The 21,199-nt window shown below is 62.3% G+C and carries 17 protein-coding genes and 1 pseudogene; 3 read left to right on the top strand and 15 right to left on the bottom strand.

Translation table 11 applies throughout. The features are described from left to right. Positions 1-12: 12 nt before the first annotated feature. Positions 13-1,029, bottom strand: a complete 1,017-nt coding sequence (locus FBX99_RS04355) for an AraC family transcriptional regulator (protein WP_145130780.1) — start codon at positions 1,027-1,029, stop codon at positions 13-15. Between the two features lie 11 nt (positions 1,030-1,040). After that, a complete protein-coding gene (pssA, locus tag FBX99_RS04360) occupies positions 1,041-2,384 on the bottom strand; it encodes a CDP-diacylglycerol--serine O-phosphatidyltransferase (RefSeq protein WP_144930439.1) in 1,344 nt (447 codons plus the stop codon). 195 nt (positions 2,385-2,579) lie between these two features. Here pssA and FBX99_RS04365 point away from each other — a divergent pair, with 195 nt between their 5' ends. Together FBX99_RS04365 and FBX99_RS04370 are read left to right on the top strand one after the other, a co-directional pair. Continuing rightward, complete coding sequence (locus tag FBX99_RS04365) at positions 2,580-3,149, top strand: TetR/AcrR family transcriptional regulator (RefSeq protein WP_144930440.1); 570 nt, start codon at positions 2,580-2,582, stop codon at positions 3,147-3,149. Positions 3,150-3,206: 57 nt separating this feature from the next. Next, positions 3,207-3,686, top strand: coding sequence for a nuclear transport factor 2 family protein (locus FBX99_RS04370; RefSeq protein WP_144930441.1), 480 nt, complete (start codon positions 3,207-3,209; stop codon positions 3,684-3,686). Positions 3,687-3,905: 219 nt separating this feature from the next. Here the strand turns inward: FBX99_RS04370 and FBX99_RS29110 are convergent. Beyond that, a pseudogene (locus FBX99_RS29110) lies at positions 3,906-4,102 on the bottom strand (IS110 family transposase); the annotation flags it as partial. Positions 4,103-4,296: 194 nt separating this feature from the next. Here FBX99_RS29110 and FBX99_RS04380 point away from each other — a divergent pair. Beyond that, the gene (locus FBX99_RS04380; RefSeq protein WP_144930442.1) at positions 4,297-4,698 is read left to right on the top strand and encodes a hypothetical protein; all 402 of its coding nucleotides are present in this window, start codon (positions 4,297-4,299) and stop codon (positions 4,696-4,698) included. Positions 4,699-4,707: 9 nt separating this feature from the next. On the opposite strand, the gene FBX99_RS04385 is transcribed toward FBX99_RS04380, so the two are convergent. The 12 genes from FBX99_RS04385 to FBX99_RS04440 all read right to left on the bottom strand — a co-directional run bounded on the left by FBX99_RS04385 (position 4,708) and on the right by FBX99_RS04440 (position 20,865). Beyond that, positions 4,708-5,319: an RraA family protein gene (locus FBX99_RS04385; protein WP_145130735.1), complete on the bottom strand. Its 612-nt coding sequence runs from the start codon at positions 5,317-5,319 to the stop codon at positions 4,708-4,710. Beyond that, positions 5,312-6,133: an IucA/IucC family C-terminal-domain containing protein gene (locus FBX99_RS04390; RefSeq protein ID WP_145130737.1), complete on the bottom strand. Its 822-nt coding sequence runs from the start codon at positions 6,131-6,133 to the stop codon at positions 5,312-5,314. The genes FBX99_RS04385 and FBX99_RS04390 overlap by 8 nt, the downstream gene beginning before the upstream one ends. Before the next feature lie 4 nt (positions 6,134-6,137). Continuing rightward, positions 6,138-8,021, bottom strand: a complete 1,884-nt coding sequence (locus FBX99_RS04395) for an IucA/IucC family siderophore biosynthesis protein (RefSeq protein ID WP_145130739.1) — start codon at positions 8,019-8,021, stop codon at positions 6,138-6,140. After that, a complete protein-coding gene (locus FBX99_RS04400; RefSeq protein ID WP_144930446.1) occupies positions 8,018-8,797 on the bottom strand; it encodes an HpcH/HpaI aldolase/citrate lyase family protein in 780 nt (259 codons plus the stop codon). Before FBX99_RS04400 ends, FBX99_RS04395 begins: the two co-directional genes overlap by 4 nt. Then, complete coding sequence (locus FBX99_RS04405) at positions 8,791-10,647, bottom strand: IucA/IucC family siderophore biosynthesis protein (protein ID WP_145130741.1); 1,857 nt, start codon at positions 10,645-10,647, stop codon at positions 8,791-8,793. Before FBX99_RS04405 ends, FBX99_RS04400 begins: the two co-directional genes overlap by 7 nt. Before the next feature lie 16 nt (positions 10,648-10,663). Continuing rightward, entirely contained in the window at positions 10,664-12,070 is a 1,407-nt protein-coding gene (locus FBX99_RS04410; RefSeq protein ID WP_256664117.1) for a DHA2 family efflux MFS transporter permease subunit, read from the bottom strand. Further along, positions 12,067-13,278: a type III PLP-dependent enzyme gene (locus tag FBX99_RS04415; protein WP_144930449.1), complete on the bottom strand. Its 1,212-nt coding sequence runs from the start codon at positions 13,276-13,278 to the stop codon at positions 12,067-12,069. Before FBX99_RS04415 ends, FBX99_RS04410 begins: the two co-directional genes overlap by 4 nt. Next, positions 13,271-15,055, bottom strand: a complete 1,785-nt coding sequence (locus FBX99_RS04420; protein ID WP_144930450.1) for an IucA/IucC family siderophore biosynthesis protein — start codon at positions 15,053-15,055, stop codon at positions 13,271-13,273. Before FBX99_RS04420 ends, FBX99_RS04415 begins: the two co-directional genes overlap by 8 nt. 171 nt (positions 15,056-15,226) lie before the next feature. Further along, positions 15,227-16,603 carry a diaminobutyrate--2-oxoglutarate transaminase gene (locus FBX99_RS04425; RefSeq protein WP_144930451.1) on the bottom strand — a complete coding sequence of 459 codons (1,377 nt, stop codon included), beginning with the start codon at positions 16,601-16,603 and terminating at the stop codon, positions 15,227-15,229. Between the two features lie 317 nt (positions 16,604-16,920). Next, on the bottom strand, positions 16,921-19,344 hold the full coding sequence (locus FBX99_RS04430; RefSeq protein WP_145130745.1) for a TonB-dependent receptor: 2,424 nt from the start codon (positions 19,342-19,344) through the stop codon (positions 16,921-16,923). A 67-nt stretch (positions 19,345-19,411) separates the two neighbouring features. Continuing rightward, positions 19,412-20,356: a FecR domain-containing protein gene (locus tag FBX99_RS04435; protein WP_144930476.1), complete on the bottom strand. Its 945-nt coding sequence runs from the start codon at positions 20,354-20,356 to the stop codon at positions 19,412-19,414. Further along, entirely contained in the window at positions 20,356-20,865 is a 510-nt protein-coding gene (locus FBX99_RS04440) for a sigma-70 family RNA polymerase sigma factor (protein WP_145130747.1), read from the bottom strand. Before FBX99_RS04440 ends, FBX99_RS04435 begins: the two co-directional genes overlap by 1 nt. Positions 20,866-21,199: the final 334 nt, after the last annotated feature.

Below are 21,199 nucleotides of genomic sequence, written 5' to 3' on the forward strand. Positions count from 1 at the left end.
GGGCCCGATGAATCAGCGAGGGTCGTTGAGAATCAAGCTGCGATAATGCCCCGGATTGGACCCTGACCACTTGCGAAACGCCTTGTAGAACGAGCTGGCATCGGCAAAGCCCAGGCGCGACGCGATGTCGACGAAGCTGATGGAGGGCTCGGCGAGCCAGGTGATTGCCAGCTCCTTTCGCACGCTGTCCTTGAGCCCCTGGTAGGTCTGCCCTTCTTCCGCCAGGCGCCGGCGCAGGGTCGACGCCGACACACACAACTGCTGGGCCAGGGCTTCGGTTTCCGGCCATTGCTCGGCCGGCAACTGGCGCAGGTCGTGGCGGATCCGGCTCGCGAGGCTCTGCGGGTCGCGGTATTTGACCAGGATATTGGCCGGTGCCCGGGCCAGGAAACGCTTGAGTTCGTCGACACTGCGGCGGATGGGCAGGTCCAGGTACTCGGCGGCGAAGATCATCCGGGTACGGGGGCGGCCGAAGCGCAGGTTCTGGGAAAACATCACCCGGTAATCGTCACAGAAGTCCGGCGCCGGGCAGCGCAGCTCGACGGACAGAATGGGAATGCGCCGCCCTGCCAGCCAGCAGGCCACGCCATGGACGATCATCCAGTAGGTGAAGTAGGTAAACGCCCGCCGTGGTTCCGGATCGTCTTCCAGCAGGACGATTTCCGCCAGGCTCTGCTGGCGGACCCACTGGGCAGGCAACTGTTCAAGCATCAGTGACAGGAACCCCAGCCCCGCCGTCAGGCCGGCCGCCAGGGTTGGCTGCGCCATGGCGCACTGGCACAGGAAGGCCAGGCTGCCGGACTTGAGCTTGCGCGGGTCCATGCCGAAGAACTCATCGTCAAGGCGCCTTGCGAGCAAGCGCCAGAGCCGCGCATAGGCTGCGGCCGGCACCCGCGCCTGAGGATCGTCGAGCCACGCCGGAGCAATGCCGACCTTGTTCAGCACCTCATCGGTTGCAGGGCCTGGGGCGCAGCTTTGCAGGAGCGCCTCACGCACCAGCTGGATGGAGATGGTGTCTTTTTCCGCCATGGCGCCGGTGTTCACAGGATCCGGTAAAGCAGCCGCTCGATCCGCACCCGGCTGACCCGTTTGAGGAACTTGGCCACCGCCGCCGGGTAGTCCGGCAACGCCTCCAGGTCCAGGTAGCGTTCGATTCGGCGGGTATGCCGGTAGATCTGCTCAAGCTCGGCCTGACGGGGGCCCAGCAACTCGCCTTTGGGATCGTCCAGCAGCAAAGCGTTTTCCAGGTCCAGGCGGAAGGCCCGCGGGTTGAGGTTGTTGCCGGTCAGCAAGGTGTAGCGCTCGTCGACCCACATGCCCTTGAGGTGATAGCTGTTGTCGCCGTCACGCCACAGGTGCAGGTTCAACTGACCGCTGTCGATGTAGCGCTGATGCCGCTTGGCGAAGCGACGCAGGCTGATTTCATACAGGTAAGGCAACGCAGCGATGATCTTGAACGGCTCGCTGGGCGGGATGAAGAAGTCGTTGGCGGTCTTGTCGCCGACGATGATATCGATCTTGACCCCTCGGGCCAGGGCGCGGTTGAGCTCCCGGGTCACCGCCAGGGGCAGGTTGAAATACGGCGTACAAATGGTCAGTTGCTGGCGGCTGCTGGCGATCAGTTCGCCGATGACCCGACTCAGCGGATTGTTCTTGCCGACGCCCAGCAACGGGCTCACCGACAGGCCACTCTTGTCGAGGCTGCCGGCCGTGGTGTCATAGGCCGCGTACTTGAGTCGACTGCGCAGGTCACCAATGTCCTTGCGCAAACTGCGGGTGCTGGGCAGGTTCGGCAGGTCCAGGCGATGCACCGCCTTGGAGGTGATCAGGCCGTGCTGCACCAGATGATGCATCGAATCGGCCAGCGCCGTGTTCTGCAGCAGGTGATAGCGGTCGTAGCGATACTTGTCGAACTTGTGCAGGTAGACGTTGTTCAGGCTGGCGCCGCTGTAGAGCACGCAATCGTCGATCACGAAACCTTTCAAGTGCAGCACCCCGAACAGCTCACGGGTCTGTACCGGCACGCCGTAGATCGGCACTTCGCTGGCATGGATGCGCGTCTGCTCCTGGTACCACGCCGAGTTGCCCGGCTGCTTCTTGGCGCCGATCAGCCCGCGTTGGGCCCGCAACCAGTCCACCACCACGACCACGTCCAGTTCCGGACGCGCCGCTTTGGCGGCATGCAAGGCATCGAGAATTTCCTGGCCCGCTTCGTCCTGTTGCAGATACAGGGCGACGATATAGATGCGCTGGGTGGCCTGGGCGATTTTCTCCAGCAGGCAACGGCGGAACTCGGCTGCGCCATCGAGGATGGTCACGGCATCGGCGGTCAGTGCAAAGCTGCGCAGCTTGGGCAGCAGGGAGCGTTTGAAAAGCGACGGCATAGGGCTCGCAAAAGGTCGATTCCGAAGAGCCGCTGAGCTTACACCATGGCGGATGGGTTTGGGACTCTGGGTGGGAGCACGGCTTGCTCGCGATCGCGTTGGCGAAGCCCCATCGCCAGCAAGCCATGGTTCCGAAAGTGAAACTATTGAAAAAATCATTTGACCAAGAAGAACGATCGTTCCACTGTAAGCGCCATGAACGAGATCATCAGCAATGACACACGAGACATCATCCTCGATGTCGCCGAAAAACTGATCTATAAAAGTGGCATTGCGGCCACCGGCATGGATCTTCTGGTGAAAACCGCCGGCGTCTCCAGGAAAAGCGTCTATCGCTATTTCGCCAACAAGGACGACCTGATCCTGGCCGCCCTCGCGCGGCGGGACGAGCGCTGGATGCATTGGTTCAGCAGTGAGGTCGACAAGGCCCTTACCCCGACTGCACGGCTATACAACCTGTTCACTGTGCTCAAGGGCTGGTTTGACAGCGACGGCTTCAGAGGCTGTGCGTTTATCAATACCAGTGGCGAAACCGGAGACCCACAGGATCCGGTCCGTCAGTTGGCTAAGTTGCATAAACAGAAGTTGCTCGATTACGTCACCCGGTTATGTATTGAACAAGGTGTCGAAGATCCCGAGGCCCTGGCCCGACAGTTACTTATTCTGATCGATGGCGCGATTACTGTCGCACTGATCATGGGCGACCACAGCGCCGCCGATCACGCCCAGGCCATGCTGAAAGTGCTGTTGGTTGAGAAAAAATAAAAAGCTTCATCCGCTGAACGTCGTGCAACTTGATTCATCACTCGCCGGAGAATTGCCATGTCGTCCCCTGCTGAAGTTCGTCCACCCCTGCCGCCGTTCACCCGTGAATCGGCCATCGAAAAAGTCCGCCTGGCCGAAGATGGCTGGAACTCCCGCGACCCGCAGCGAGTGTCCCTGGCGTACACCCTGGACACCCAGTGGCGCAACCGAGCCGAATTCGTCCATAACCGCGAAGAAGCCAAGGCTTTCCTGACCCGCAAATGGGCCAAGGAACTGGACTACCGGCTGATCAAGGAACTCTGGGCGTTCACCGACAACCGCATCGCCGTGCGCTATGCCTACGAATGGCACGACGACTCGGGCAACTGGTTCCGTTCCTATGGCAATGAGAACTGGGAGTTCGATGAGCAAGGCCTGATGTCCAACCGCTACGCCTGCATCAACGACCTGCCGATCAAGGAAAGCGAACGCAAATACCATTGGCCGCTGGGACGCCGGCCGGACGATCATCCCGGGTTGTCCGAGCTGGGGTTGTAGACACCGAGCAGTGCTGGACAGGAATGCTGGTGTCATACCCCCCCCCAGAACACTGTGGAAGCCGGGCTTGCCCGCGATGACGACGGTACATCCAAAATAGATGCAAGCTGGCTCATCGCTTTCGCGGGCAAGCCCGCTCCCACAGAGATCCGGGGTGGATACAAAATTCTGTGAACACCCTGAAACACTGTGGGAGATTCTATGGTTGAGGGGAAGCCCTCAAGCCGCTTTGGGTTGGTATTCACTTTGCTCTTTCAGCAGAGCGAATACGATCCGAGCAAGCTTGCGAGCCAGCATTACCGCCGCCTGAGCGTAGTGAAACCACGAGCTCTTTGCTTTTCATAGAAACCTTTCCAGGCAGACGTGCGGCTAGCCGACATGGCGGCGTTATGTAACAGCCGACGGAGCGGACCGCAGCGTCCTGTCTGTCTTGAGGGTGCTTGCCCTGGAAAATTTGATCGGATCGGCGGATAAACAGACGGGCGGACCATGCCGGTGACAGACCAGCGGCCCTATGACAGGGTTGACCGCACTGTCGCCAGGCATCAAATTGCCTGGGCCGCCGATGGACTCAACGGTGGCTTCGTCATACCCCGGACCTGTGGAGCCCATGACCGCGTCGATTCCGATCCGTCCCCCCTGCCCGCCTGGCGTCTGCGACTGCGGGCGCGAGGCCTTGCTGGAAACGGCGGGCAGCGACCTGCGCATCCTCTGCCTGAATCGCCAGGAAGAAAAGCGCCTGCTCGAACGGCTGGAAAACATCCAGGACCTGGCCGAACTCGAACGGTTGCAACAGCGGCTTTACGAAAACCTCGGCATCCGCCTGACCATCGAGCCGGGCTACAACGAAGTCCGGACCATGCGCGGCATCGCCATCGAGTTCCAGGCGCAACCCGGCCTCTGTCGCAAGATTCGCCAATCGATCCCGGCCGCCATTCGCCGCGGCCTGGAAAAGCGCCCGGAAATCGCCTGGCGCCTGCTGGATGCCCACGACCTGTTCCGCGACGCCTGAGGCTCAGCCTCAGCGCCGGATCCGTTGCAGAAACTCGGTTCTCTTCAGCCGATCAGCCTGCTCTTTCGCCAGCAGCTTGGGCAGCAGATCGATGGCCTGTTGCACCCCGAGGATGAACACACCGTCGTCATCGCCGATGGCAATGTCACCCGGATGCACGGTGACGCCTGACACCCGGATAGGCTGATTGACTTCACCGCCAAGCCCAAGACTGCGGGTCGTGAATGCGCTGACACCACGACTGAACACCGGTAGGCGATGGGCCCGCAAGGCGGCCACATCGGTCACCGCGCCGCACACCACGACGCCGGCCAGACCTTTGATCAGACCGGCCAGGGTGCGCAGTTCTCCCCAGCAAGCGCAGTCGGGGTCACCCACGCATTCCACCACCAGCACATCCCCTGGCTCGCTCAACAGCAAGGCTTCGCGCAAGACACTGCCATCAGGCGTGAAGAGCCTGACCGTGACCACCTTGCCGAGCATGCGCAGGTTATCGAACAGCGGGCGAATGCCCCGCAAGTAACCGCTGTCGGTGAAATGCCCCAGGGTGGACGAAGCGATACCTCGGTACTGTGCCAACAGCAAGTCAATGACTTGCGCTGGCGAGATTGAATCATCCATGTCTTGTTCTCTTGCGCAGCAACGGGCAGGCCGAACAGTATTCGACCGGGTTGCTCGCTTGGTAATAGAAACAGCACGTGCGCCGCAACCGCCGACAGCCTCCCTCGGCAAGCGGCATGGGCGCGCGACGAAAATGCTGCAATGGGTTGTAATCCAGACCGAACAACCCAGGATCGGCCTGGTTCAGCAACCAGTCGAAGTCGGCGTCGATGCGTCGGCGCGTGGACGGGTCCCGCAGGCCGTCCATGCGTTTTTCATACAGCGAATAGACCCGCACCGCCGTGTTTTCCCAGAGGATGCGTCGGGAAATGCCGCTGACCTGGACGAACCGGTCCCACAATGGCTTGAGCAGCCCGGCGAACAGGCTGCCGACCAACGCTTCGCGCCAGGCCTCCCGCGCGCCAGCGGCATAGCCACTGGGCTCAAGGTCCAGCAGTGGCATCGACGAGGTCCAGCGTCCCTCGTCGTGACCGTATTCGATAACGCTGTTGTCCAGGGACATTCGCAGCCCCTTGTCACAGGCCGACAGCGCATACAGGCAAGCATTGGTGGTGAGGAACGCTATTCGCTTGCTCAACAGCGAGGCGGTGATTGCCCGGGACGGCGAGCCGAGGATCGGCGTCAGCTCGTCCAGCAGCCGCAGGCATACTCCACCATTCAGCAGTTCATGGGCCGCCAGGGAACGCGACGAATCCCGCTCCCCGGCCGATTTCAACCGCAAGGGGCCGCTGAGCACGGCCCATTCGCCGGGCGTAAACCGGCAGGCAGCATCGGCGAATGCCGGTTCTATTCCGAGCACGCGAGTGACCGCCATGCCCTCAGGCCTCCAGCGACAGCCGGCGGAACGGGTTGACCACCTCGCCCTTGCCGAACGGCATGCTGCCCGGCCCGCCGGCCCGCTCGATCATGGGCGTGAGCAACAGCTTCTGCGGCCAGTTCGGCGCGTCGAACAGTTGTGCCTTGAGCATCGCCCGGGCCTCGGGGTCGAAGTCGATGGTCTCGATCAGTTCGTCCAGCACGTCCCGCAGGGCCTGCCACAAGCCATTCACCGGCATCGAGTAGACCTGCGCCAGGGTGTCCATGATTGCCCGCATGTTGACCTGGATGCCCAGGGTCTGCAGCCAGAACAGCAGATCTTCAGGACGCTCGTGGTACAGCGTGTTGGCGTGACCTTTCTTGATGCGGTACACCGGGTCCGCCATGCCGTTGCGCTCCAGCCAGGGTACGAAGATCCGCAGCGAATCGTGGTCGCGCAACAGCAGACCCTCGGCATGGCCGTCCTTCCACACCAGCACCGCGTTCTGGCCGTGGACTTCCCCCAGCATGCCGAGGCGGAACATGCGTAGGTTGATATCGAAGAAGCTGCGGGCCAGTTCACGGAACAGGGTCATGACCGACTCGGCGTCCGCCGGCAGGTTGCGATACTGCATCCAGTCATCGAAGAAGTGACGGTTGCTGCCCGGCAGCGGCGTGCCCAGGGCGGCCATGGGCAGCAGGCGGGTGTCGGCGTCGTTGAGCAACGCGCTCGGGTAGCCACGAACCATGGCCGACAGGTGCCGTGGTGCCTCGTCGAACAGCGTGGCCTCGGGCGGCATGAACGCCCACCACTTGGCCTCGTCGCACAGGTGCAGCGACTGACGCAGGGTCGCGTCTTTGTCCAGGACCTCGTGGAGCAAGGCTTCGCTCAGGCCACCGTTGATCATCTTCACCGCCGGCAGGTAGCGCGATGCACCCAGGGAGTGGATGGCCATCGGCAGCTTGAGGTAGTCGGCGCTGTCGAAACACGGCGTCATGGAGCGCAGCGACGAGGTGGCGAAGAAGTCGCCCTCGTTGAAGCTCAAGCGCTGGCAGTCACCCTTGGCGAATACCTCACCCAACTGTTTGTCGAGGACATGTTCCCACTGCCACGGATGGACCGGCAGCGCGATGTGGCTGTCGGCCAGGCCCCGTGCCTGCATTTCCTCGGCAAGCCGGACCCGCAGAAGCTCAGGCAACAGATAACGTGCCGGATAACACTGGGTCAGATCCCCCACGCCTTCACCGCATAGCAACAGCGTGCGGTCCACCGCCACCCAGTTCAAGGCCACCGGGCGCGCGAATTCGGCCTGGTAACGCAGGTATTCCTCGTCGTCGAGCCCTTGCTTGGCTTTGGCCAACGGGTGATAAGGCCGATCGCGCAACGACGCCCACTGTTCCATGGTGCGGAAAAACGTCGCCGGATCCTGGGCCATCAGCTCACGGCCATCGACCGCATGGGACAGGGACTGTGCAGTCTGTTTGACGCTGGTGCGCAGCACATCGAGAAACAGCACCAGACCTTTATCGTTGTCCTTGAAGCGCTCGGTCATCGAGCCGAACACGCGCTTCATGAAGTCTTCCGGCGAGAGCACGCTCCATTGCTCCTCCTGGCGCGCCAATACCGGTGTACCCGGCACTTTTTCCCACTGCTGAGTGATGCCCGCACGCAGGGCAATACTGATGAAGCGCTGTTCGGTCGGGTCGTAGCACCAATCCCAGATACGCTGTTGCGGGGTCAGCCCGGCGAGCGCTGGTGCTTTCGGATGGGCCTGCTGCCAGACGCCGATTTCAACCAGGGGCAATGGCTCACTGCCGAAAAAGTGTTCGGCCAGCAAGCAATCCACCAGATCCTGCATGACGGTTTCGGCGGCGTGGGCCAGGGCGTGAGAGGTCAGGCGAGTCATCTTGATTCATGTCCTTCTGAAAGTGTGGCCAAGCGGCCCTGGAGGGCGCGAAACGCGATGCCGCGCTCGTCGCCCAGTACAAAGGTGTTCACCCCTCGGGCACGCCAGCGGGCGTGGTCGTCGGGTTGGCGGGGAATGGCGCAATAAGGAATGCCGGCATCGCAGGCCGCCTGCCAGGTCTCCAGCAGCGCCTGCTGCACCGCCGGCGTGTTGATCTGCCAGGGCGTGCCGAGGGACTGGGACAGGTCCGCCGCGCCTTCGAGAATCATGTCCAGTCCGGGCACCGCCGCGATGTCCGCCGCACGCCGTGCGCCTTCGGCGCTTTCGATCATCGCCACCACCATGATCTGCTCGTTGGCCAGGCCCACGTACTCGGCCAGGCTGTGTTTGCCAAACGAACCGGGGCGCCCGGCGTTCAGGCTGCGCCGTCCCAACGGGTGGTACTTGCACGCGGCAATCGCATCGGCCAGTTGCGCCGGGCTTTCGATCATCGGCAACACGATGCCCTGGGCTCCGCCGTCGAGTAGACGCAGCAGGGTTTTCGGATTCAGGTCCGCCACCCGCACCAAGGGTGTGATGGCGTAGGCTTCGGCCATGCGGATCATGTGCTCCACGGTTTCCGGGTTGATCAGCACATGCTCCATGTCGATGATCACGAAGTCGTAGCCCGCTTCGGCGATCAGCTCGATCGCCACGGCCGACGGAATCGAACTGATCAGGCCGTAGGCGACCTGCCCCGCACCGAGCTTGAACTTCAGGCGATTGGTCCTCAGCATGGCAGCGGCCTGAAGGCGTGCAGCGGATTGGGCACCGACTTGAAGCGCCGCTCCCCATCGCCCAGCAGGCGACGCTTGGTCAGCGCCTCCACTTCATAGGAAGGCGCGAATACATCGAACAGCGCGAAGCGCTCGCGGTGCTGCGGGTGCGCAGTCTGGTAAGCCGTGATGACGTCGGCGGTCATCTGCCAGAAGCGGGTCTCATCCAGCTGATAGTGCTGGTGCAGGAAAATCGCCATTTCCGCCAGACAGATGAAGAAGAAACAGTCGCAGGAGAAATCCCGCACCGCATTCACGTCATCGGTGAGAATGAACGAGTTGCGGTTCAGCTTTGCGTGGCTGGCGGGCAACGGCACCAGGGTCGGGCACAGCTGCGGCCGCGCCAGGTGCGCCGGGGAGTAGCGCACGCCGTCGTGGAAGTCCTTGAGGGCAATGCGTTGCGGCCAGCCGTCCCGGGTGATCAGCACGATGTTCTGGCCGTGGGACTCCATGCCGATGCCTTCGGCGTAGAGCATGTGGATGATCGGCGGCACCGTGACTTCCAGCAGCCGCTGGGTCCAGGCCTGCAAACCGTACTGGGCGATCCAGACATCGATGAACGGCAACTGCTCGCCCTGGCCGTAGCGGTTTTCCACGTGGCTCAGGCCATTGAACGGCACCGCTTGTTCATCGGCCTTGAGATAGGCGTGAATGCTTTCACGCCAGATCGCGCCGAGGGTGCCGTAGGCCTGAGGCGCACGGGTGGCCGGCAGGTGGTCGTAGCTGAAGCTGACCCCGGCCACCTCGCCGAGAATAACGAAGTCCAGGGCGCGGGCGGTGCTGTCGGTGGCGATCAGTTGTTGCAACCAGTCGGTGATGATCGGGCCGTTCATCACCGTGTGCCGCGCCAGGATGCGCGTGCTGGAGGTGTTGGTCATGCTCATCGCCAGCTTCACATACGGGCGCTCGGGCGCGCTGGCGTTGGCCAGGGTGCGGATCGATTGCTGGGCCTTGTACTGATCCTGCGAGGTGCCCAGGTAGATCAGTTCGCCGCTGAGCAGCTCGGGGTAGAACGTCGGGACAATGGTGTTTTCCCACTGCCACGGATGAACCGGAATCACCCAGTAAGCGTCCGGCGACTGACCGCGGCTTTCGAGGACCGCGGCCAGCTGTTGCAGACGCTGCTCCCCTGCTTCCTGACGGACGAACGCCTCGAAATCCACCTTGTTCGAATGGTTCATCGCGCCGCAGGACTTGGCCACGGCCAGCCAGACGATGGCGATGGGGTTGGCGAACTCCGGTCCGTAGCGGGTGTTGTCGTGCAACGAGAAACCGATCCGCGACTTGTAGCACGGGTGGTAACTATGGGCGTCCATGAAGTGCTGTTCCAGCGCATCCACATCCAGCCGATGGGCGGCACGGGGTGCACGGTAGCCCTGGCTGCGCGATTGCAGATCCTTGAGCTGGGTCTGTTCCAGCTCCTGGATAAAGCGCGGCAGATGGGCGCTGCCCGCGAATTCGCCAAGCAGTTCGGCCAGCGCCTGGTGCAGGTCAGGTGTCTGGGATTGGCCCGCGGCATCGACGCGCTCAAGGCTGGCGTGATCCAGGCGGATCAGCTCGAAACTGCTGCTGCGCAGGCCGTTGCAGTGGTATTGCACCGGTTGTTGAGCGGCATCGGTGCCTTGCACGATGAAGCGATACCGGCCGTTCGCAAGCGGCTCGCATTGGTACGCCAGCACGTCTTCGTACAGCAGGGTTTGCAGCAGTTGACCGACCACCCGTTGTTGGACTTTTACCCGGACATCGGCATCGGTGCCCGCCAGCCAGGCACCTGGCGCGGTAGATTGCGGGGCTTGTTCAAAAATCGTCATGGGAATTCCTTATCGATTAACGTTGTTCAAGGGCCACGGACGGCGCCTCGGCCGCCCGTTCCGGCATGGGGAAGCGCCAGGCGCAGGGCAAGGCCAACAGGATCAGCACGCCGGTGGCGATAAACACTTCGCTGACAGCGCCCGAGGTTCGCAGCGCCGAAGCCGCCTCGGCGCCCAGGCGCATTTCCAGCCAGAGCGAGGCGATCACGATGGCCAGCGACGACACGAGGCGTCGGGAAATGTTGTTCATCGCCGCGCCCTGGGTGACCATCGGCTCCGGCAAGGCGTTGAGCCCGGCGGTGGTCACCGGCATGTAGGAAAGCCCCAGCCCGGCACCGCGCAGCATCATCAAGACGAACACCGTGGCGATGCTGGCCTGCGGGCCGAGCATGCCCAGTGCCAGGGTCGATGCACCGGTCAGCAACATGCCCGCCGACACCACGGCCCGTGGCCCGTGCCGGTCGAGCAGCTTGCCGCCCATCTGGCCGAACAGGCTGGCGAACCCGGCAGTACACAGCAGCGCCAGTCCGGTCCAGATTGCGCTGTAGCCCAGCACCATCTGCACCAGCAGCGGCACCAGCACCAGGCACTCGAACATGCCCACCGATTGCACCACGGCAATGATCACGCTCAGGCGGTAGCCGCGCAGGTTGAAGATCCGCAGGTTGAGCAGCGGCTCCGGACGGCTCAGCTCGACGCGCACGAAGGCGATCAGGCACAGCGCGCCGGCCGCCAGCATGGCCAGGTTGAGCGGATCCAGCAGGCCGTCGGCGTGATGCAGGCGACTGGTGGCGACCATCAGCAAGCCGATGCCCGAGGCGATCAGCAGGTACCCGGCGAAATCGAACGGCTTGCGCTCCGGCGGTTCGGAAGCGGGCAACACACCCAGGCCGAGGGTCAGCGCCAACAGCCCGATGGGCACGTTCATCAGGAACAACGAGCGCCAGCTGAACCACTCCAGCAGCAAGCTTCCGCACAACGGCCCCACCGCCGGGGCGAGCATGACCACGGCACTCCACAGCCCCGTGACCCGCCCCCGCTCGTCCTTGGCATACACCGAAAAAATGATCGCCAGGGACAACGGAATCATCAGCCCGCTGGCAATTCCCTGGACCACCCGCGCCGCGATCACCAGCGCTATCGAGTCAGCCACCACGCCCATCAACGAACCGCCGATGAACAACGCCACGCCCCACAGGTACAAGCGCTTGCGGCCGAGGCGCTGGCTGAGGAAGCTGGTCAGCGGCATGGTCATGCCCATGGCGGTCATGAAGCCCGCGACGATCCAGGTCGCCATCAGCGGCCCGATGGCAAACGCCGCCATGAACGCCGGCAACGCCGGGTTGAGCGAGCTGTTATTGAGGCTGACCGTGAGCGTGCCCAACATGACGTTGATCACCACCCAGTGACGCGGCACCGTCACGACCGTGCCCCAGAGGCGGTAGCGCCGACGAACTGTTGCTGCGGACGCGGATGGCACAGGAAGTCCGCGTGGGAAATGTTGTAGCCATAGGCGCCGGCCATGGGCAGCACCAACAAGTCACCCACCTCGGCCCCCTGCAATTGACGGCCGCGGCTCAACACATCCTTGGGCGTGCACAACTGGCCGACCACGGTCCAGGTCTGAGCGGTATCGGGCTGCGGCTTGCGCCGACGTGGCAGGTGGATGACCGGGTGATCGTGACTTTGCGCCGCCGGCAGGCGGAACTGATGGGTGCCACCCCGACAGACCAGGAAGTGCTCGCCGTGGCTGGTCTTGGTGTCCAGCACTTCGATCACGTAGTAACCACAGAATGCGCTGATGAAACGGCCGGGTTCGAAACGCACCACCGGTGGCTGCTCATGCTGCGCCAGGGAGTTGCCCAGGTGCCGGCACAGACGCTGCCAATCGAAGCGCTGCCCGCTCAGGTAGTCGACGCCGATGCCGCCGCCGACGTTCAAGTGGGTCGGTTGCTCATTCCCGGTCGCCAGCGCTTTCCATTCAGACCAGCGGTGCAGGTAGAAATCCAACAGTTGCTCGTGCCGTTCCACCGAGTTCTGGTGGGACATCGCATGCACATGGAAACCCTTGAGGCTCAGGTGACTGAACGCCTGCACCCGCCGCACGGCTTCGGGCAGTTCCGCTTCGTCGATACCGAAGGGCGTCGCCGTGCCGGCCATCGCCAGTTTGCTCGACAGGCTCGACGGCAACTGAGGGTTGATGCGGATGAATACCGGCTGGACACGACCGACCTGCTGCGCAAGACGTTGCAGACGGTCGATTTCATTGAGGCTTTCCAGGTGGATCGCCTCGACCCGGTTCTCCAGGGCAGCCCGCAGGTCCGAATCGAGTTTGCCCGGACCGGAAAACACATAGGGCTTGCGCGTCGGACACGCCACGACCCGCTCGATCTCGCCGCCCGAGGAAATCTCGAAACCGCTGACCAGGGGCGCCAGGGTCGCGAGTATCGGCGCTTCGCTGTTGGCCTTGATTGCGTAATACAGCTCCACTCCGGCAGGCAACGCAGCCATCACCTCGCTGACATGCCGGGTCAGCGCCTCCAGGTCATAGACAAACAGCGCCAGCGGGTCTTCGCTGGTGCGTCGAGCCACATCGATGGCGGCCATTACCGTTTCGGGCAGGTCACGCATAACGCACCTCCTCGCCCCAAGGCGAACGCAGACGGACGTAACCGGCCTGACGATCGGCCTTGGCGGCCAGGCGCACCTTCAAGTTGGTCTTGCAGGGAATCGATTCGCCGGCGATCAACGCATCCAGTTCCGGCGCCGGCCGTACCAGTTCCTGACGAATGCTGCGCAACTGACGCGTCACCCGTTCCCACATCAACGGGGCCAGGTGCGGACGTTCCCAGCTCAGGGCCAGCACTGCTTCGGAGAGGTTGTTGATCAGCAGGCAGTAACTGATGCGACTCCAGCCCTGTTCACGGCTATAGACCAACGACTGGCGCACGCGAGGATGCAGGCCGACCTCAATACCGGACATGCCCAGTTCCTCGGTCAGCTTGACCCCTTCGAAATCCCGCAGCAGCAATTGCTGTGGCTGGCCGTCGTCGTGGATCAGCACGCTGTTCTGCAGGTGCGGCTCCATCACCACACCGTGGTTGAAAAACAGCGCCAGCACGGGACGCAGCAGCAGCGCCTGGTAGCGGTCGAACCAGTCGAGCAGTTGCCCGTCCTCCAGCGCCTGGCCGTTGAAGCCTTGCAGGAATTCATGGACCAGCGGCTGGGAATGGATATCCCGGGCAAACAGCGTACCGGCCATGATGCTCACTTCCGCGCCGCCGCGACGGCAGAAGTTCTCGCGCAGGATCGCGCCGGTCTGCTCGCGGAACCAGTGGCTGTCGGCGTCGCTCGCCTGCTTGGGCGCCCAGCTCAAGGAGCCCGGTTCGGCCACGGTGGACAGGCCACCCAGGGTCTGCGGCTGGGTCTGCTGCAAGCGCTGGAACAACTGGTCGATGATCAGGGTGCTTTCCAGCTCATACCAGGCGTTCTTGCGCACGCAGTTGGTGATGCGCACGTTCAGCGAGCCCTTGATGAAATAGTCATGCCCTTCGATGTACCAGGTGCGCATGGAGGCCGTCGGGCTAGCCAGTGCACCGGTGGTGCCCAGGTCTCGCAGCTCGCCCATTTCCAGTTGCCGTTGCACCCGCCGGTCCTGCACGAACAGCTGTGCCTGGACCGGGTGCAGGCAAATGATCGCCCGGCCCGGCCGGGCACGGCTCTGGTCGGCGAACCCGGCCAGCACTTGTTCTTCGGTCAGCCCGTTGGCGGAGATCCGTAGCCCTTCGCGCGGGACCTCGAACAGGTGCAGTGCCGTCCGCGCCTGGAACTCCGGGGCATAGGTTTCCTGGGCCAGGTGGGCCGGCCAGAGCCGCGCCTTGGGCGCCGGATGATTCGGATGACCAAACCACAGCCCCTGCTCGCTGGCCAGGTAGTTGCTCAACGGCGCCGGCCCCGCACCGTCGATGTTGTGGGCGACGATGGCGGCGGTCAGCGACTGGCTTTGCAGCACCTGTTCGAGCAGCTCTTCGTTGCTGGCGCAGGTCATGTGCTCACAGGCGCCGAGCAGTTGCGCGACGAACTCGGGGAACGGCAGGTTGCTCCACGACGTATCGCCCTGCCGCGCATAGACATCGGACAGGTAGCGATGGCTGCCGAGACGGTCGCAACGATCCACCAGCACGAAGAACTGCTGGCCGTTGGGCAGACTGATCGTCAAGGGAATTCCCTTCGACTGCAGCCCTTCCAGGTAACTTCCGGGGGCAATGCCACGCATATCCTGGGGCCAGTGATAATCCAGGCAGTTTTCCGGCAATGCGAATTCCTTGATCAGACAATTGAGCAAGGCGCGGGTACTGGCCAATTCGCTGACGCGGTGGGATAAAGCGGTACGATCAGGATATTGCATAGTTACTCCTCGTAACCTGCGGGTTACGGATGACTTCATGTCTGGGCAAGTTCGTTTATTCAGCGCCAGGACAATAGGTGCCCGCCTTCCCAACTTTCGGGAAAATTGTTTAGCGCTGTTTATCAAGTGACGGATATGAATTACATCGCCACGTATGTATCGAATAATTGTTTAATGACGTTCTTGTGAAAGTGCAGATTGCAGAGCTTGTTCAAATCGTTCCATTACCAGTGCACATTGCTCATCATCGATGATCAACGGCGGTAACAAGCGGATCACGTTGCCCTGCCGTCCTCCCCGTTCCAACAACAGCCCGTGATCGAAGCAGTGTTTCTGGATGGCCACAGCAAGGGTAGGGTCGCCTGGATAGCTGTTCAGCCGATCAGGGGACTGGCGCTCATCGACGATTTCGATGCCGAGCATCAACCCGCGACCTCGTACCTGGCCGAGGGCCGGATAACGCTGCTGCAGTGCTACCAGCCGGGTCTTGAGCCAGGCGCCACGCCGTTCGGCCTGGGCAGGCAAATCCTGCTGCTGCAGGGTATTGAGCGTCGCCAGGCCCGTGGCCATGGCCATCTGATTGCCCCGAAATGTACCGGTGTGGGCGCCCGGCTGCCACGCATCGAACTCTCGCTTGAGGCCCAGCACGGCCAACGGCAATCCACCGCCCACGGCCTTGGACATGACAATGATGTCCGGCTCGATCCCGGCGTGCTCGAACGCGAACATCTTGCCGGTGCGGCCAAAGCCCGCCTGGACTTCATCGATGATCAGCAGGATGCCGTGCCGCTGGGTGACCTCGCGGATGCGGCGCAACCATTGCGGCGGGGCACAGTTGACACCGCCCTCGCCCTGCACCGCCTCGAGGATCACGGCCGCCGGCAGCGACACTCCGCTTTCGACGTCCTCGATGAACTGGGTGAAGTAATAGCCCAGCGCTTCGATCCCGGCTTCGCCGCCGATGCCCAGCGGACAGCGATATTCATGGGGGTACGGCATGAATTGCACGCCCGGCATCAAGGATGCCACGGCGTCTTTCGGCCCGGTGTTGCCCGTTACCGACAACGCACCATGGGTCATGCCGTGATAGCCGCCGCTGAAGCTGATGATGCTGCTGCGCCCGGTGAACGTCTTGGCCAGCTTGAGCGCCGCTTCCACCGCGTCCGCCCCGGACGGCCCGCAGAATTGCAGGCAGTAGTCACGCCCCTGCCCAGGCAACAGGCTCAACAACTTTTCACTGAAGGCGTCCTTCTGCGGCGTGGTGAGGTCCAGGGTATGCATCGGCAGGCCCGAGGACATGAAGTAATCGATGCTGGCCATGATGTCCGGGTGGTTATGGCCCAAGGCCAGAGTCCCGGCTCCCGCCAGACAGTCGAGGTAGGTCTTGCCCTCCACATCCGTCACCCATGCGCCATGGGCCTTGGCGATGGCCAGGGGCAACTTGCGCGGGTAACTGCGCACATTGGATTCGAACTGGCCCTGGCGGCGCAGATAATGGGCATTGTCCTTCTGCAAAGAATCGATGCGTGCAACGCTTTCATTCAACATGAGAATCAATCCTGATTAAGTCCCGATATGCAAATTATTCTCATTCGCTGATGAGCGCAATATTTATTTCAAATAAATTGGAAGTTTCGGATTCGATTGTTATTGGAATAACGCGCAGGAGGAGTTCACCGAAGTGAATTGGAGTATTCAGGAATAAACGTATAGAAGAAAGGCAATTTAATATCAGTACCGAAAGCCGTTTAATCAGCTTTTATATCGAATGACAGACCTCCGACAATTGCAGATTAATATCAATTATATCCAAGCGATATATGACGATAGAAAAACAGCTCCCTCCATGGAGCTGTACAGCGGTGTTAGAAATCCACGGTAGCCGACAGAAGGTAGGTGCGCGGCGTCGACAGGGTCAGGCCCGGCTCACTGTCATCCGACGCCCCGGCCGAACTCCAATAGCGCTTGTCCGCCACGTTCTCGACGTTGGCACGCAGGGTGATGTTCTTTTCATCGACCTTGAAGCCGTAGCGTGCACCGACGTCGAAGCGTACCCAGGAATCGATGTCCTTGGTGTTGGACTGATCCAGGTACTGCGAACTGGAATAGATGCCGCGACTGGTCAAGGTCAGGCCCTGCACAGTCGGCACGTCCCATTCGGCGCCCAGGTTGACATTGTATTTGGGCGTGGCCGGCGCACGGTTGCCATCGTAAGTGCCGCCAGTGGTGTCGGTCAGCTCGCTGTCGATGTACATCACACCACCGAGCAGGCGGGTACCTTTGAGAGGTTCACCGAATACGCTCAATTCCACGCCGTTGTTTTCGCGCTTGCCATTGGGGCCGAAGACACGTGTCGTGGCGTCGGTCGCGTAGGCCGGCTGCTTGATCCGGAACAGAGCCGTAGTCAAGGCGAACGGACCCGCGTCGTACTTGGCTCCCACCTCGACCTGGCGGCTGATGAACGGCGGGAAAATCTCATCCTCGTTGATCGAGGTTGATGGCGCGATCTTGCCCTGGCTCAGGCCTTCCATGTAGTTGGCGTACAGCGACAACCTGTCGGTGGCCTTGAACAGGATGCCGCCCGATGGCGAGACTTTTTCCTCGTCATAGGCAGTTGCACCTTTGACGCCCGCAGCCCAGTCGTCCACTTCCACCCGTTGCCAGCGGGCGCCGAGGGTCAGCAGCAAACGGTCATCGAAGAAGCCCAGGGTGTCGGACAACGCCACACCGCTGAAATGGTTCTCGGTGTAGACCTTGTCATCCTTGCGCGTAGGAGTGCCTGGCGTCGTGGTTTCCACCGGGTCATACAGGTTGCTGCTGCCGTTGGCATAGCGGGCGCCGCCGTTGGTGAAGTCCATGTAGAAATAGCTGGCGGCCAGGTTGACTTCATGACTTACCGGCCCGGTGTGGAACCAGTTGCGCACCCCGACATTGGCTGTACGGACACTTTCATCCCGAGAGAAATCACGGGGGGAAACAGTGAAATCGCCTGCATCATTGGTGATCGAAACATTATGCCGAAGAAAATCATGGTGACTCTCACGCGCACCGACACCGCCATACAGCATCGTCGAGTCGCTGACATCGTACTCGGCGTTCACCATGCCGAAGGTGTCGTTGGTGCGTGCCTTGCTCCAGGGCTGGGCATAGTTGCTGCGCACATCGCTGGCATGGGGGACCTGTGCGTTGGCGCCGACCTGCACACGTTCCTGCGGCGCGTCGGTATCGCGCTCGGTGTGGCCGATGTCCGTGGAGACACGCAGCCGCTCACCGCGAAAATCCAGGCCAACCACGGCCATCTCACGGTCCACGCTCTGGTGATCCCATTCGGTATCGCCGGACTGTTTCACACCGTTGAAGCGAATACCGAACTTGTTGTCCTCGCCAAAGCGTCGACCGACATCCACGGCACCGCCGAGCTGGTTGTTGGACGCGTAGCTACCGGTGAACGAAGTGATGGGCTTGTCGGTGGCATGCTTGGGCACCACGTTGATCCCGCCGCCTACGCTGCCTCGCGGCGAAATGCCGTTGATGAGCTGGCTCGGTCCCTTGAGGATGTCGACGCGCTCGGCCATTTCCATGTCGATCGTATAGGTCGGCAGGATGCCGTAAAGGCCGTTGTAGGCCACATCGCTGTTGAACAGGCTGAAGCCGCGAATGGTGAACTGTTCATACCGCCCACCCGCCGGGTTGGTCGCACGCACCGAGGGGTCGCTGTTGACCAGGTCGCCCAGGGTCCGGGCCTGTTGGTTCTTGACCGTCTCGCTGGTGTAGGTGGTCATGCTGAACGGCGTTTCCATGAAGTCGCGCGAGCCCAGCAAGCCCTGGGAGCCACGACGCGCGACCTGACCGCCAGCATACGCCTCGCCCTCCTCCGAGCTGGCGGCGCCGAGAATCGAGGTGGGCGCCAGTTGCAGGCTGCCGCCCTCCGGTGCTGGGGCCAGGATGTAGGCCTGTTCGCCCACCGGTTGCAATTGCAGGCCGGAGCCTTGCAACAACCGGGCGAAGCCCTCCTCCACGCCATACTCTCCCGAAAGCCCGGCGCTGTTGCGAGCGCTCACCAGGGCCGGGTCCACCGACAGGTTGACACCCGCCAGCCCGGCGAAGCGGGTCAGCGCCGCGCTGAGGCTGCCCGCCGGCACCTGGTAGCTGCGCCGGGCCGCTTCCTCGGCCTGGCTGGATGAGATGAAGAACGGGCTGGCGCTCAGGCTCAGCATGAGACTCAGGTTCAACAGCGGACGCCAGCCGGCAAGGGCCGGGCGAACATGCAAAGGTACTACTGCGGACATTGGAGGAAGCTCTCGTTTTTGTTCACTTGCCTTGAATGACAAGCGAGACAAAAAAAGGGGACAGGCATCAGGCGATATTTTTGCGAAGCGACAAGGTGACCCAATAACGGGTACGCATCTGCACGTCGAGCGGCAAGCTGGCCGAGAGCAAAGCAAGGACTTTATCGGTGTTTTCCAGGCGGAAACTGCCGGTTACCCGAAGCGATTCCAGGGCGTCGTCCCAGCGCAGCACGCCCGGGCGATAGCGGCCCAGCTCACGGAGAAAGTCCCCCAACGGCTGGTTCTGTGCCACGAGCACCCCCTCGCGCCAACCCGGTTGCGTCAGGTCGACCCTGGTCACCGGCCCTGCGCCCGCGGCGTGAAGGCTGGCCTGTTGGCCCTCCTCCAGCGATAGCACAGGTCCGTGCAACGGTTGCAGCTGTGCCGAACCGCTGACCACCGACACCCGGCAACCTTGCTCGCCCAGGCGCACGCAGATTTCGCCCCGGCTGACGGTAATCAGCCCATAGGGCACCTGGACGGCCAATGGCGTGACACCGCTGACCTTCAGGGCCATTTCTCCCTGCACCAGCACCAGGCGCCGGGCCTTGAGGTCCAGGTTCACGGCGCTGTCGGTGTTCAGTTGCAAGAGGCTGCCATCGACCAGCGACCAGCGTCGCTGTTCACCGATGGCGGTGTGCAGATCGGCACGCCAGGCTTCCAGTGGCAACGCTCGGCCCAGCATCCAGGCCGTCGGGACCAGTGCGGCGACGCTCAATGCGCGCTTGAGTACGGCACGCCGGGGCAAGGCTGGACGATCCAGAGTCGCCATGCCCAGCGAAGGCGGCACCCCGGCGAAGCGCTGACGCAGCCGCTGGGCCTTCTGCCAGGCCGCTTCGTGGTGGGCGCTGCTGTCGCGCCAGCGTTGCAGGCCGGCGGCGTCGAACTCGTTGCCGCCGAACTCCATCAGGGTCAGCCAGCGGGCAGCCGCCCGGGCGACCTCCCGGGCCTCGGATGACGGGGCCGGGCGAATCAAAAGTCCACCAGCAGGCAATGCTCATAGGCCTGGGCCATGTAGCGCTTGACGGTGCGTTCGGACACCTGCATGCGCTCGGCGATTTCCCGGTAGCCCAGGCCTTCGAGCTGGCTCCACAAAAAAGCCCGCCGCACCTGAGGCGGCAGGCCATCGAGCAATTCATCCAGGGCATGCAGGGTTTCCAGCAGCAGCCAGCGTTGCTCCGGAGACGGAACGCACTCTTCGGGCAGGCTTGCCAAGACATCGAGGTAAGCCTGTTCCAGGTTGCGCCGGGTATAGAAATTACTCAGCAGCCGCTTGCCCACCGTGAGCAGATAGGCCCGTGGTTCGTGCAGGTCCGCCAGGGGTTGGGCGCTGGAGAGTACCCGCAGGAAGGTATCCTGGCGCAGATCCGCCGCATCCCAGGCGTTGCCCATGCGCCGCCTCAACCAGCCTTCCAGCCAGCCGCCATGATCACGGTACAACGCATGTAGGGAGTGCTCCGTCGGCGTAGCTGCATCAAACATGTCAAGAGGCCCTGGGCATGGATATCTTAAATGAGACTGATTCTAATTAATGTTCACGAGCTAATCCAAGCCCTTTATGCGGCGAAATGTGTAAATGCGCGGAAACCGAGGGTTGTGATGCAAGCTGGGCCACCGCTATCGCGAGCAGGCTCGCTCCCACATTGTTCCCGGTGAACCCACTTTCCGCGTTTGACCGCCAATCCCCGTGGGAGCGAGCCTGCTCGCGATGGCGGTCTGTCAGCCTGCATTTTTGGTGACTGGTCGGGCGCTTTCGCGAGCAAGCCCGCTCCCACGGGGATCTTTCTGACACACAAAAAAAAGCGCCCTTTGGATC

It is taken from the genome of Pseudomonas sp. SJZ074 (assembly GCF_007828215.1).
Taxonomy (GTDB): domain Bacteria; phylum Pseudomonadota; class Gammaproteobacteria; order Pseudomonadales; family Pseudomonadaceae; genus Aquipseudomonas.